Raw genomic sequence first — 14002 nt, 5'->3', positions numbered from 1 at the left:
ACCCTATGAGAACTACATCAAGTGACTGGCTCCGTGCGGGGGCTGCTTTTTTTATATCCCTTTCGATTTTCTCCTGCTCTCCGTCAGAAAAGCAGTTCGATAAAACTCCTCAGCTGAGCACTCCTCAGGATACAATCAACCTCCCCGTTGTGCAGTTACCAGAGGGAGCTGACACCACCAATGCCTACTGGCAGGGGATAGACCTAGAGCCCAAGAAACCAGTGATACCATTGCCGGTGAATGAAGAAAAGGCCAGATTCCTGCTTCAGCCCGGCTACAGCCTTGAACCCATTTTAACAGAGCCGCAAATACAGCAACCGGGTGCCATCACATTTGACGGCAATGGCAGAATGTACGTGCTGGAACTACGCACCTACATGCTCACAGCCGACTCTGAAGGCACGCTGGAACCAGTAAGTGCCATTTCCCGCTGGGAAGACAAAGACAATGATGGCATTTATGAGACTGGTGGAACGTTTGTCGACAGCCTCGTTTTCCCAAGATTTGTTCTGGCCTTTGGCCCCAACAGTGTGCTAACCATGGAGTCGAACACCGACAATGTGTATATGTTTACCGACACCGACAATGACGGCAAGGCAGACAAAAAGGAATTTTTTACAGATAATTTCGGCCGCCCCGGCAATGTGGAGCATCAGCAAGCATTTTTGTACTGGGGCATGGACAACTGGCTGTACAGCACTGTCAACCCTTTCAGGGTCAGGTGGACTCCGAATGGTGTCATAAGAGAGGCTACCGGCTCCAACCACGCCCAATGGGGAATTTCGCATGACGATGATGGCAAGCTCTGGTTTCAGGGCGGGTCTAACGGTTTACCCATGTCCTTTCAATTCCCGATTCATTATGGCGACTATATTGTAAAAGACGTGAACTACGCAGAGGGCTTCGATGTGCCCTGGGGAGCACCCGTAAAGATAGCCGACATGCAGGGCGGTATGGGAGCGGTAAGAATGCCCGAGGGAACCTTGAACAGAGTGACAGGTGCAGCTGGCAACGATGTGTACCGGGGCGACAGGCTGCCAAAAGAGCTCTACGGCCAATACTTCTACGGCGAACCTGTAGCAAGAATCGTCAGGCAAATCAATCCTGTAGTTAACGAAGGGCTGACGACGCTACACAACGTCTTTCAGGATCAAAAATCAGAGTTTATTCGCTCCACTGATCCTCTTTTCCGTCCGGTTGACATGACGACAGCGCCAGACGGCACCATGTACATTACGGACATGTATCACGGCATTATTCAGGAGGGAGAATGGACACCTGTGGGCTCTTACCTGAGAGCGAAAATTGAGCAGTATCAGCTCGACAAAGTGGTGGGCCTTGGAAGAATATGGAGGTTAAACCATCAGGATTTTCAAAGAGATAAGAAAAAGCCAAAGATGTACGACCAAAAATCTTCGGAGCTTCTGGCATACCTTAGTCACCCTAATGGTTGGTGGAGAGACATGGCTCAGCAGGTGCTGGTGCAGCGCCAGGATAAGTCGGTAGCCCCTGAATTAGTTACGATGGCAAAGACAAGTGACAACCTTTTAGCTCGTTTTCACGCTTTGTGGGTGCTCGAAGGTATCGGCGCACTCGATGCTGCTCTTGTCAGGGAAATGATGAAAGATTCCAATCCACGTATGCGCATTCAAGCCATGTGGGTGGGCGAAACACTTTATAAGTCTGGTGACATGTCGCTTGGGGCTGACTACGTGCGTATGATGAACGATGAGGACACCATGGTGAAAATGCGTGCCATGATGACCGGACGCCTCCTCAAAATTCCGGGAACGGAGGGGGCTGTGAAGACAGTAATGGCCGCCGATCAAACAGCCGGTGTGCAGTTGGTTGGGCAGCAGGTGCTCGAACCTGTGGTTGTCAATTCGTTCTTTGGCCGGAGCAACCCCAACTATTCGGAAAAAGAGCAGGCCTTGCTTGAAAAAGGCGCCGACATCTTCAACAGCCTGTGCTCTACTTGCCATGGTACGCTGGGTCTCGGTGCTCCGGGCGGCCAAGGCAAGCTAATGGCGCCCTCTTTAGCTGCTTCAAAGCGGATAAAAGGGCACCCGGACTATGTGATTAAGACTCTGCTCCATGGAATGACAGGAGACATTGAAGGCACTTCATACACTGGCGTCATGATGGCCCCAATGGGCAACAATGACGATGAGTGGATTGCTGCGGCGGCTTCGTTTATCAGGGCCAATTTTGAAAACGAATCGTCGCTGGTAACTGCCGAAGACGTGGCCAGAGTCAGGGCCAACACGGCTGGCCAAACAAAGTCGTATACATACCCTGAGCTGTTGGCTTCAGTTCCGAAGGTGCTAACACCCACCGACAACTGGAAAATGACGGCCAGCCACACCGCTAACACCAGAAAGGGAAGTACAGCATCGGCAAGGGGTGCTTTTAACTTCGAAGGCTGGACAACCGGCATTACCCAGCAGGCGGGCATGTGGTACCAAGTGCAGTTGCCTAAGCCTGCCACCATTACCGAAATTCATTTCACCTCACCACCCATTAGCAGGGGCTGGCGGCCAGGATCACCTCCTCCTATCCATACCTATCCAAAAGAGTATGACCTGGAAGTGTCAATGGATGGCAAGCAGTGGACAAAATTGCTGGAGAAGGCGAAGGGTGACTACGCTTCAATGGCTATTAGAATAGCTCCTGTGGAAACGAAATTCCTGCGCATGACTTTGACAAAATCCGATTCGATGGTGCATGGTGAATTCCGTGGGCGCCCCGTCGACTTTGAGGTCACCTGGACCATGCGGGAGATGAAACTTTATGGGTTTATGGAGTAGATAGATCAACGTATCTTCTCCTTACCAAAAAGTTTTTCGGATTTGACAGTTGGGGGAGGCAATCAAATTGCTTCCCTCAACTTTTATATGGTGCCTGTTGATGCCTCAAATCAGCGCTCTTTAACTGTCTTTTGCTACCAAAACACTTTTTTCTGATGTAACTTTGCGCCACCAAAAAATATGTGGTCTGAAGTAAAATATCTGTTCCTCAAAGAGGTCTCCCTTGAATGGCGGCAAAAGTATGCTTTCAACGGCCTCCTGTTGTTTACTGTCAGCACCATTTTTATCATCTACCTGAGTCTGCGAGTTAAAAATCAGGCCGGCCTTCCCGACCATTTGTGGAATGCCCTCTTCTGGATCATTATCCTTTTCTCCGCCATCAATGCCATTGCCAAAAGCTTCCTTCAGGAGTCTCCCGGCAGACAGCTTTACTACTATATTTCAGTGCACCCGATAAGCCTGATAATGGCAAAAATGGTTTACAACAGCTTGCTGATGGTAGTGCTGGCGGTTATTGCCGTGGTGGTGTACGGAACGGTTTTGGGCTATCCGGTCATCAACACACTGATGTTCGCCTCAGTGGTGGCACTTGCCTCCATAGGTATCTCGTCGGTGCTGACAATGATGTCAGCCATTGCTTCAAAGGCTGGTAACAATACCGTGCTAATGGCCATTTTGAGTTTGCCCTTGCTCATACCCATTCTCCTGCTGTCAATTAAAGCTGTAAAGAATGCTATTGATGACCTAACTTGGGCCGACACATCAGACGAACTAATTACGCTGGCGGCCGTAGATTGCATTGGAATTGCGTTGGGCTATGTGTTGTTTCCTTTTCTCTGGAAAAGCTGATATGGATAAATTGATAAGAAAATGGTGGTGGAAAATCCTGGCAGTTGTGCTCATGCTATATGTAGTGTGCGCAGGCCTTCTTTTTGATGTTCCCCGGCTGGTGATTCTGAATGAAACCATCAGGGTGCTGCACTTTCACGTGCCCATGTGGTTCGGCATGATCTTGCTTTTGCTGGCCTCGGTAGTTTACGCCATCAAAAACCTTTCTAACCCCAGCCCCAAAAACGATATCTATAGTTTGGAGTTTGCCAACGTTGGCGTTGCCTTTGGGGTGATGGGCATTGTAACTGGCATGATTTGGGCCAACTTTACCTGGGGAGAGCCCTGGAGCAACGACCCCAAGCAAAACGCTTCCGCTATCGGCATCCTGATCTATTTCGCCTATTTTATTTTGAGAGGATCCATCGAAGACGAAAACACAAAGGCAAGGATAAGTGCGGTGTATAACATATTTGCCTTTGCCATTTTAATCCCTCTTTTGTTTATCCTTCCAAGGCTTACCGACTCACTGCACCCAGGCAACGGAGGCAACCCCGGCTTCAATGCCTATGACCTGGATAGTAAACTGAGGAAGGTGTTTTACACCGCAGTTATTGGCTGGTCGCTTATAGGTTTTTGGATCGCCACCATCAGGATCAGAATGAGATTAGTTCAACATGTTACAGAGCAATAAAATGAAGCATACACTTTCCATCCCACTGCTTGCCATAGGCATGTTTTTGTCAACCAGTCTCTGGGCACAGGAAAAACATAAAATAGATGAAAACGATTATGCCAATCAATCTGTTGAAATGGCAGACGGCTTCCGGGCCGAGGGAAAAATCTATGTGGTAGTAGCAGTAATGGTGGCCCTCTTGGGAGGGTTTACCTTCTACGTGGTAAGGATGGACATGAAAGTGACAGGCCTGGAAAAAAAGGTGGAGGAATTTCTGCAAGGAAAATAAGGTTTAGGTAGTTGAAATATAAAAAGAGAGTCAATGAAAAAGTCGCACATATTCGGAATCATCATCATAGCTGTGGCTGTCATGGTTATTGTTTCCACAGCGGGTGACGCAAGCACCTATGTGAGCTTTGGAGAAGCCCAGGAGTTAGCCGAAAAAGGCAACGCAAACATGATCCATGTGGTGGGAGCCCTAAAGAAAGACGAGCAGGGTCAGCCAGTTGGTATTCAAACCAGCCCCGATATGCTCTCCTTCTCCTTCATCATGGTTGATCAAAACAACCTTGAACAAGAAGTGATTTACAACCAGCCCATGCCCATGGACTTTCTAAGGTCGGAGCAGGTAGTGGTGGTGGGCTCTTACAAGAAAAATAAATTCATTGCCGACAAAATCCTGATGAAGTGCCCTTCAAAATATCAGGAGAATGAAATAAAAGTTGGAGAGGTCAGATAAGCCCGAAAAGTAGATGATACATACCTTTGTTGGTAATTTAGGTCACTTTTTAGTGATCACAGCGTTTGTTTCTGTTCTCATCAGCGCATTTTCATATTGGAAAGCCCAGCGTTCCGATGAAATTTCCAAGCCTTCCTGGCTTAACTACGCACGCATCGCCTTTTACATTCATGGCGCTTCCGTATTTGGTGTTGTTGCATCGCTCTTTTACATCATCAACAGCCACTATTTCGAGTACCACTATGCCTGGAGCCACTCCTCTGCTGAGCTTCCGGTCTACTATCAGATAGCCACATTTTGGAACGGCCAGGAAGGCTCCTTCCTGCTGTGGGCATTCTGGCATGTCATTCTTGGGGCGATCCTGATCAATACCAACAAGTTTTGGGAAGCACCCATCATGGCCGTTTTCGCTGCTGTGCAAGCCTTCCTCCTGTCAATGATCCTTGGGGTCGTTATTTTCAATGTAAAGTTTGGAAGCTCGCCGTTCATTTTGCTGCGTGAGGCAATGAATGCGCCGATTTTCCAGCTCAACCCAGACTTCGTTCCCAAGGATGGCTCAGGCCTCAATCCCCTGCTTCAGAACTACTGGATGGTCATTCACCCCCCAACTTTGTTCCTGGGCTTTGCCACCACTATTATCCCATTTGTGTATTGCATGGCTGGGCTTTGGATAGGAAAATACAAAGAATGGGTCAGGCCGGCACTGCCGTGGGCACTGTTTTCGGCAGTCACACTCGGCATTGGCATATTGATGGGCGCCTACTGGGCCTACGAAACGCTAAATTTTGGAGGCTACTGGAACTGGGATCCCGTGGAAAACGCCATTTACGTGCCGTGGTTGGTGTTGGTGGCGGCCATCCACACCATGATCACCTTCAAGAAAAGTAACAACGCACTGAAGGCTTCCATGGTGCTGTCCATTGCTACGTTCATCTTGGTGCTTTATGCCACATTCCTTACTCGTTCCGGTATACTAGGCGATTCATCAGTCCATTCGTTTACTGATCTCGGGCTTTCCGGCCAACTCCTGGTTTATTTGTTAACTTTTGCAGTGCTATCTGTTTGGCTTTTGGCCAAAACCTGGAGCAAGATTCCCACCTCCGATGAGGAAGTTTCCACCTACTCCAGAGAGTTCTGGATTTTCATGGGTGCCGCCACGCTTTGTGTGATGGCCTTTCAGGTGATCATACCTACTTCCATCCCTGTATGGAATGCCATTGTTGAGCTGTTTGGCGGCATCTCCAATGTAGCGCCCCCGGCTGATCAGGTCGCTTTCTACAGCAAGTGGCAAATCTGGCTGGCAGTTATCCTGGCCCTGCTCTCAGGAACAGGGCAGTTTTTCTGGTGGAAAAAAGTAGACAAACAAAAGCTGAAAGAATCTCTCTTTTATCCCGCAGTTATTTCTTTGCTGGCTTCCGGAATAATTATTGTCGTGGCTAAAGTCACAGAGCCAGCCTACATCCTTTTGCTCACCGCAGGCATCTATTCCATCGTTGCCAATGGAAAGATTCTTTTTTCGTTGCTGAAAACGAGCCCCAAACTAGCAGGTGGAGCCGTGGCACACATTGGCATCGCCATGATGCTGGTGGGTGTTCTTTTTTCTTCTGGCTATTCCAGGATTATTTCCCTCAACAACACCGGAATGATTTGGAATAAGGACTTTCCGGAGGAAATGAACACGAAAAATCTCCTGCTGTTTCAGCATGAAACCGTGCAAATGGGGGACTATTCTCTAAATTATAAGGGTCTCAGAAAAGAAATAGATGGGTTTCCTGGCTATGTGAGCACCAGTGCAATCGAAGCCTTTGGCGACTCTTACAAAGTAGTGGCACGTAAAGACATTGAATGGAAGGGAAAGAAGTATTTTTCCGAAGGAGATACACTGGTTCTTGACAACCCTGAAAACAGTTTCTTCGAAATTGAATATTCGAAAAGCGACGGCAAGAAATTTACCCTATACCCCAGGTTCCAAATCAACGAGTCGATGGGGATGCAGGTCTATTCTCCGGATATCAAAAGGACTCTTACCTCCGATTTATATACCCACGTAAGAACCTTTCCGGATCCTGAATCAGAGACAGAATGGGGCGAAATGGAAGAAGTGACGGTAAAGGTCGGCGAAACTTTCTTTGTGAACGACTTCGTTGCCAGGGTGCAGGGCATTGAAAGAATAACGGAAATTCCGCAAGTGACGTTGGGGCTGGAAGACGTGGCAATCAAGGCGAGAATTGTTATTAGTGGAGCCGATGAAGACTATATTGTGGAGCCTATTTACCTGATCAAAGACAGAATGATCGGTCTGATACCTGAGGAGGTGAAGGATGTCGCTTCAAAAATCACTTTCCTTAACGTTCATCCTGAATCAAACAGTTTCACTTTTGGTGTCAACACCACACAAAAAGAGTGGGTCATTCTGGAGGCCGTAGTTAAGCCTTATATCAACGTCCTTTGGACTGGCACCCTAATTATGGTACTTGGATTTACCATGGCCATTCGCAGGCGCTACGTCGAGTTCATCAAAATGAGAGACAAGGGCCAGGAGGAATAAGCCACTCAAGTAAAGTCGTTTAACAATCAAGTCAATTTTACTACCTTCATAGGCGAACAATCAATCGACCTATGAAGGCTTCCAGAAGATCGTTTTTCAGGCAAATGAGTGCCGCAGCCGGTGCCTTGTCTTTGTCAGGTATGGCGGCAAAAGCTGCCTCTTTCGAGGTGGCAGATGGATTGAAGTCCCTGCAATCGCTTGACCCCATTACGGCCGCAGAAGACGAGCTTTCATGGGCGGCAGTCCGCCAGGCATACACTGTATCCCCATCCATCATCAATCTCAACAATGGTGGTGTAAGCCCCCAGCCCAAAGTGGTGCAGGAAGCCAACGACCGCTATTATCACCTCAGCAACGAAGCGCCGTCTTACTATATGTGGGGCATTCTCGACCAGGGTCGTGAGCCCTTGCGTGAAAAGCTGGCTAATTTAGCAGGTTGCAGTCCTGAAGAAGTCGCTATCAACCGGAATGCCACCGAAGCCCTGGATACAGTGATCTATGGCATGGACCTGAAAAAAGGCGACGAAGTAATCCTAACAAAGCAGGACTATCCCAACATGATCAATGCCTGGAAGCAGCGGGAAATGAGAGACGGTATCAAGCTAGTCTGGCTCAACCTGGACATGCCCACGGAAAATGCTGACTACGTAGTAAAGGCTTTCACAGATGCTGTGACCCCTAAAACCAAAGTCTTTCACATCACTCACATGATCAACTGGAACGGGCAGATCATGCCAGTGAAGAGACTCTGCGAAGAGGCAAAAAAAAGAAACATCTTTTCGCTGGTGGACGGCGCCCACACATTTGCCCATATGGACTTCAAAGTACCCGATTTTGGCTGCGATGCCTACGGCACCAGCCTCCACAAATGGCTTTGTGCTCCGTTTGGCACCGGCATGCTCTACCTGAGAAAAGAGCGCATCACTGAAATCTGGCCTATTTTTACTAACGATAACCCCAGGGGTGATAATATTCGCAAGTTCGAGTCCCTTGGCACCCGCTCCTTTGCGCCAGAGCAGGCCATTGGCCAGGCAATCGATTTTCACAATGCCATAGGCCCAAAAAGAAAAGAAGAAAGGCTGCGGTACCTCAAAAATTACTGGTGCGAAAAGGTAAAAGACCACCCGAAAGTCAAACTCAACATTTCCCTCAAACCCGATTTTAGCTGCGCCCTTGGCAACTTCGCCATTGAGAGCAAGGAGCCTGGGGAAATCGCCACCCGGTTGTTCAATGACTACAAAATCCACGTGGTGGGAATTGTGTGGGAAAACATCAAAGGAGTAAGAGTAACGCCACACGTGTATACACTTACCAGTGAATTAGATAAATTAGCTGCCGCAATACACAAAATAGCGGACAGTTAATGGCAGAACGATTTTCCTTCAGAGTAGCTCTTATCGGTTCGGGCAGGCTGGGCACGCAACTGGCAATGGCCCTGGAAAAAGGCGGTCATCGGATTGCCGAAATTTTCAACCCTTCTCAGAAATCAGCGGAGAAGCTGGCCTATAACCTCTACTCCAGCCAGCTGGTCAATAGCCTCGATTTTTCTGACAGCGACTGCAATTTCTTCATTATTGCCGTGCCCGACGAAGCCATAGAGCAGGTGGCCACAGAAATTGTGCTCCCCGACGAGGCCATCATAGTCCACACGTCCGGAGCCACTCCCATGAGCATACTCGAGGTGACTGCCGCTGAAAACTTCGGCGTGTTGTGGCCGCTTCAGAGCTTTAGCCGTGGTGCAACTATCAGCTTTTCACAGCTTCCAGTGATTATTGAAGGCGCCAACGACTACACCCTGGAAATTCTCAATCGTGTGGTGGCGTCCATAGGGGCAGAGCCGGTTTTCATGGAGGAAGAAGAAAGGAAGAACCTGCATGTAGCAGCAGTGTTTGCCAGCAACTTTACCAACTTTATGCTGAGGTCGGCCGAGCGGGTGCTTGAGAAAGACGACATTTCTCTGGACATACTGAAACCTCTTGTGGTGGAGACTATTCGCAAAGCTTTTGAAATAGGGCCTGAAAATGCTCAAACAGGCCCGGCGGCAAGAGAAGATTTTACCACTATCGATGCTCAGACCTTACTTCTAGCCGATGATGAATCGCTGCAAAGAATGTACCGCATGATTTCTCAGGAAATCATCGACAGCAAATATGAGTCGGACGTGTAGTTTGAAATCCAGCGGTTCTGCACTTTCTTTGAACCTTAATTGGAGAAAATGGCAAAGTCGTCCCGGCCCAGGAATTTCTCATTCACCGGTCTTTTTAGGCTGACAAGGTTTCCTAACCTGCTAATTATTGCCCTCACTCAATACATGACGGCCCTCTTTCTTACGACCTCCACACACGGATTATGGGCCATTTTCACCCACCCAGGCTTGTTTTGGCTCACCAGCTCCACACTCATGCTTGCTGCGGCTGGTTACATCATCAACGACTATTACGACGTTAAAATAGACTACATCAACAAACCCGAGCGGGTGATCGTAGGCCGGATTCTAAAGCGCAGAATTGCCATGATTTGGCAGCTGGGGCTTAACCTGGCAGGTATACTCATCGGTTTTTTTCTTTCTCCCTGGATAGGGCTCATCCACTGTTTCTCTGCGTTCACATTGTGGCTCTATTCTAACCAGCTCAAGCGACTCCCCTTTGTTGGCAACTTTAGCATTGCCCTGCTCACGGGCGTGTCGGTTCTCGTGGTAGCGGTTCTCTTTGTAGAAAAAAACTGGCTGATTTTCACCTATGCTTACTTTGCCTTTGGCATCACGCTGGTAAGGGAAATCATCAAAGACATGGAAGACCTGAAAGGTGACGAAACATTCGGCTGCAAAACACTCCCTATTGTGTGGGGCATTCGAAAAACAAAGCAGTTCGTTTTCCTCCTCCTTATCGTCTTCGTTGCAAGCATATTCTACTTCGTTTTCAAAGCAAAAAACGAAGTGCTCAATACCTACTTCATGGTGATGATTATTCCGGCCGCTCTCTTTATCCTATATTTCTTGCGAGCCGACACCAAAGACAAATTTGCCAACCTGAGTACCTTTTGTAAGCTGTTTATACTGAGTGGTATCATCAGTATGGCTTTCTTTGCCGCCAATTAAAAATCATGAAAAAGAACCTGGCCATATTTGCCTCCGGAAGTGGAACAAACGCAGAAAACATCGTCAAACACTTCAAAGGCAACAGCGACGTAGGCGTTAAGCTTATCCTGTCAAATAAAAAGGATGCGGGAGTACTTGAACGAGCCAAAAAACTGGGAATTCCTTCTCATGTTTTTTCGAGACCTGACTTTTACGAAAACAATAATGTGCTTGATGTACTAAAAGCGCACAACGTTGACTGGGTGGTTCTCGCCGGGTTCCTTTGGCTTATTCCTGGCAATCTCATTAAAGCTTTCCCTGACAAAATTATCAACATACACCCGGCACTGCTGCCCAAGTTCGGTGGCAAAGGCATGTATGGCGACAGAGTTCACCAGGCCGTAATTCAGGCAGGTGAAAAGGACAGCGGCATTACTATCCATTTGGTGAATGAAAAATATGATGAAGGGAAAATCCTTTTCCAGGCATCATGCGACATTGAAAAGGACGAAACGCCGCAAAGCCTGGCCGCCAAAATTCATCAGCTTGAATACACCTATTTTCCTCAAGTAATACACGATCAGATGGTTCAGTAAAAAACGCAGGGTTTTTTTCAAGCCAACAATGCCTCACGCAGGCAAATTTTATTAGCTTTGCACCTTAATTTTCCTAGCCGTAAATGAGTCAAAAAAAAATCACTTCTGCTTTAATATCAGTTTATTACAAGGATGGCCTTGAGCCAATTATCCGTCAACTTCACTCGCTGGGTGTAAAGTTATACTCCACCGGAGGCACCCAATCATTCATTGAAAAGCTCGGCATAAAAGTGACACCTGTTGAGTCGCTCACAGCCTACCCGTCAATCTTCGGGGGCAGGGTAAAAACGCTCCATCCAAAAATATTTGGCGGCATTCTCTACCGCCGAGGCAACTATTCTGATATTGAAGAGGCCGGGAAATTTGAAATTCCATCCATCGATTTGGTCATTGTTGACCTGTATCCATTTGAAGAAACAGTGGCAGCAGGCGGAACCTCAGAGGAAATCATAGAAAAAATTGATGTTGGAGGCATTTCGCTCATCAGGGCGGCGGCCAAAAACTTCCACGACGTTACCATAGTGGCGTCGAGAGACCTTTATCCAAACTTAAGCGCCCTGCTTGAAGAGAAGAAGGGTGAGACCTCCGAAGCTGACAGAAAGAAATTTGCGGCCCATGCCTTCAGAATAAGCTCGGGTTATGATACGGCCATATTCAACTACTTCAATCAGGACGACGAAATTCCATCGCTGCGAATAGCGGAAGATGAAGCCACTACCCTGAGATACGGCGAAAACCCTCACCAAAAGGGCGTTTTCTATGGCGATATGGCCAAAATGTTTGATCAGCTCAACGGCAAAGAGCTTTCATACAACAACCTCGTGGACATTGATGCAGCTGTTTCGCTTGTGGAAGAATTCCCGAAAGAAACGGCTTTTATTATCATCAAGCATACCAATGCTTGTGGCGTGGCTGTGGCTTCAACCGTGAAAGAGGCCTATCTCAAAGCATTTGAAGCCGACACTGTTTCTGCCTTTGGCGGCGTGCTGGCAACCAATAAAAAAATTGACCTGGAAACGGCCGAGGAGCTAAACAAGTTGTTTTTTGAGGTGCTGATTGCTCCCGCCTTTGATGAGGCTGCTTTAGAGCTGCTTAAATCAAAGAAGAACAGAATCATCATGAAGCAAAAGGCTGGCATCGACACAACCAAGCAGGCGAAAACCATTTTGAATGGCGTGCTTGTGCAGGACCGTGACCTGCATACCGATGGCAAAAAAGACCTTAAGGTGGTGACAAAGGCCGAGCCCACCGGTGAGCAAATAGATGCGTTGCTGTTTGCCAGCAAGCTTGCCAAGCACACCAAATCCAATACTATTGTGCTCGCCAAAGGCAACCAACTATTGGCGAGTGGTGTTGGACAAACATCCAGAGTTGACTCACTTAATCAGGCCATTGAAAAGGCAAAAAGTTTTGGCTTTGACCTAAAGGGTGCAGTTATGGCGTCGGATGCTTTCTTTCCTTTTCCCGACTGTGTAGAGATTGCGGACAAGGCAGGCATTGTGTCGGTTATTCAGCCAGGTGGTTCTATCAAAGACCAGGCGTCGATCGATTATTGCGACCAACATGGCCTATCTATGGTGTTTACCGGGTATCGCCATTTCAAACATTGATTAATATTAAAACACAACGAGATTATTAGTCTCAAATTTGTATTTTCGACACGTTTTCAGCGTAATTGAGCGAATTAAAATAAACAATGGGATTCTTAGATTTTTTCTCCAGCGATATAGCCATAGACTTGGGCACGGCCAACACCCTTATCATTCATAAGGATAAAATTGTAGTTGACGAGCCTTCGATTATTGCCATTGACAAAAACACCAACAAGGTATTAGCGATAGGTCGTGAAGCCATGCAAATGCATGAAAAAACTCACGAAAACATCAAGACTATCCGTCCGCTAAAAGACGGCGTGATCGCCGACTTCCATGCTGCTGAGCACATGATAAGGGGCATGATCAAAATGATCCATCAGGGCGGCAAGTCGTTTTTCCCAAGCTCCCACAGGATGGTCATCTGTATTCCTTCGGGCATTACTGAAGTAGAAAAAAGAGCTGTGCGTGACTCCGCTGAGCACGCAGGTGCCAAAGAGGTGTACATGATCCCTGAGCCAATAGCTGCGGCCATCGGCATCGGCATTGATATTGAAAGGCCCGTTGGTTCAATGATTGTTGATATCGGAGGTGGTACCACAGAAATTGCCGTCATAGCACTTTCTGGCATTGTGTGCGACCAGTCGATCCGGGTTGCCGGTGACACCTTCAACAAAGACATTCTCGACTACATGCGCCGTCAGCACAACCTGCTGATTGGCGAGCGTACGGCAGAAAGAGTAAAGATAGAAGTCGGTTCTGCATTGACAGAGCTTGACGAAGGACCGGAAGACTTTGAAATCAGAGGCCGTGACCTCATGACGGGCATTCCAAAAGTGATCAAGATCTCTTACTCTGAAATCGCTTTCGCCATCGACAAGTCCGTATCTAAAATTGAAGAAGCAGTGCTTAAAGCATTGGAGATTTCTCCGCCGGAACTTTCTGCTGACATTTACGACAATGGTATTCACCTCACTGGTGGCGGTGCTTTGCTGAGAGGTCTCGACAAGCGCCTGGCCATGAAAACCAAACTTCCTATTCACATTGCAGATGATCCATTAAGAGCTGTTGTGAGAGGAACCGGCCTTGCCTTGAAAAATCTTAATGCATACAAAGCGGTTTTGATGACCTAACCATTGA

General features: G+C 47.7%; 12 protein-coding genes. All 12 read left to right on the top strand.

Annotated features, from left to right (window positions below; all coding sequences use genetic code 11):
* Window positions 1–5 precede the first annotated feature (5 nt).
* Entirely contained in the window at window positions 6–2807 is a 2802-nt protein-coding gene (locus tag ACMVP2_RS11165; RefSeq protein ID WP_416867757.1) for a DUF7133 domain-containing protein, read from the top strand.
* A 180-nt stretch (window positions 2808–2987) separates the two neighbouring features.
* Window positions 2988–3656: a heme exporter protein CcmB gene (locus ACMVP2_RS11160; RefSeq protein WP_416867756.1), complete on the top strand. Its 669-nt coding sequence runs from the start codon at window positions 2988–2990 to the stop codon at window positions 3654–3656.
* Between the two features lie 13 nt (window positions 3657–3669).
* Window positions 3670–4329, top strand: a complete 660-nt coding sequence (gene ccsA, locus ACMVP2_RS11155; RefSeq protein WP_416868199.1) for a cytochrome c biogenesis protein CcsA — start codon at window positions 3670–3672, stop codon at window positions 4327–4329.
* Window position 4330: 1 nt separating this feature from the next.
* Complete coding sequence (locus ACMVP2_RS11150) at window positions 4331–4600, top strand: CcmD family protein (RefSeq protein ID WP_339784381.1); 270 nt, start codon at window positions 4331–4333, stop codon at window positions 4598–4600.
* 33 nt (window positions 4601–4633) lie between these two features.
* Window positions 4634–5050 (top strand): cytochrome c maturation protein CcmE, encoded by a 417-nt coding sequence (locus ACMVP2_RS11145; RefSeq protein WP_317488984.1) that lies wholly within the window; start codon window positions 4634–4636, stop codon window positions 5048–5050.
* Between the two features lie 13 nt (window positions 5051–5063).
* Window positions 5064–7598: a heme lyase CcmF/NrfE family subunit gene (locus tag ACMVP2_RS11140; protein ID WP_339784378.1), complete on the top strand. Its 2535-nt coding sequence runs from the start codon at window positions 5064–5066 to the stop codon at window positions 7596–7598.
* 71 nt (window positions 7599–7669) lie between these two features.
* Window positions 7670–8962 carry an aminotransferase class V-fold PLP-dependent enzyme gene (locus ACMVP2_RS11135; protein WP_339784376.1) on the top strand — a complete coding sequence of 431 codons (1293 nt, stop codon included), beginning with the start codon at window positions 7670–7672 and terminating at the stop codon, window positions 8960–8962.
* Window positions 8962–9765: a Rossmann-like and DUF2520 domain-containing protein gene (locus ACMVP2_RS11130; protein ID WP_339784374.1), complete on the top strand. Its 804-nt coding sequence runs from the start codon at window positions 8962–8964 to the stop codon at window positions 9763–9765. Before ACMVP2_RS11135 ends, ACMVP2_RS11130 begins: the two co-directional genes overlap by 1 nt.
* Window positions 9766–9813: 48 nt before the next feature.
* The gene (locus tag ACMVP2_RS11125; RefSeq protein WP_339784372.1) at window positions 9814–10695 is read left to right on the top strand and encodes a geranylgeranylglycerol-phosphate geranylgeranyltransferase; all 882 of its coding nucleotides are present in this window, start codon (window positions 9814–9816) and stop codon (window positions 10693–10695) included.
* Between the two features lie 5 nt (window positions 10696–10700).
* The gene (purN, locus tag ACMVP2_RS11120) at window positions 10701–11270 is read left to right on the top strand and encodes a phosphoribosylglycinamide formyltransferase (RefSeq protein WP_339784370.1); all 570 of its coding nucleotides are present in this window, start codon (window positions 10701–10703) and stop codon (window positions 11268–11270) included.
* A gap of 83 nt (window positions 11271–11353) precedes the next feature.
* A complete protein-coding gene (gene purH, locus ACMVP2_RS11115) occupies window positions 11354–12880 on the top strand; it encodes a bifunctional phosphoribosylaminoimidazolecarboxamide formyltransferase/IMP cyclohydrolase (protein WP_416867755.1) in 1527 nt (508 codons plus the stop codon).
* 86 nt (window positions 12881–12966) lie between these two features.
* The gene (locus ACMVP2_RS11110; protein ID WP_152001377.1) at window positions 12967–13995 is read left to right on the top strand and encodes a rod shape-determining protein; all 1029 of its coding nucleotides are present in this window, start codon (window positions 12967–12969) and stop codon (window positions 13993–13995) included.
* Window positions 13996–14002: the final 7 nt, after the last annotated feature.

It is taken from the genome of Imperialibacter sp. (assembly GCF_048007035.1).
GTDB lineage: Bacteria > Bacteroidota > Bacteroidia > Cytophagales > Cyclobacteriaceae > Imperialibacter.
The sequence above is the reverse complement of the archived record's forward strand: the minus strand, read 5'-3'. Positions and strand labels throughout refer to the sequence as shown.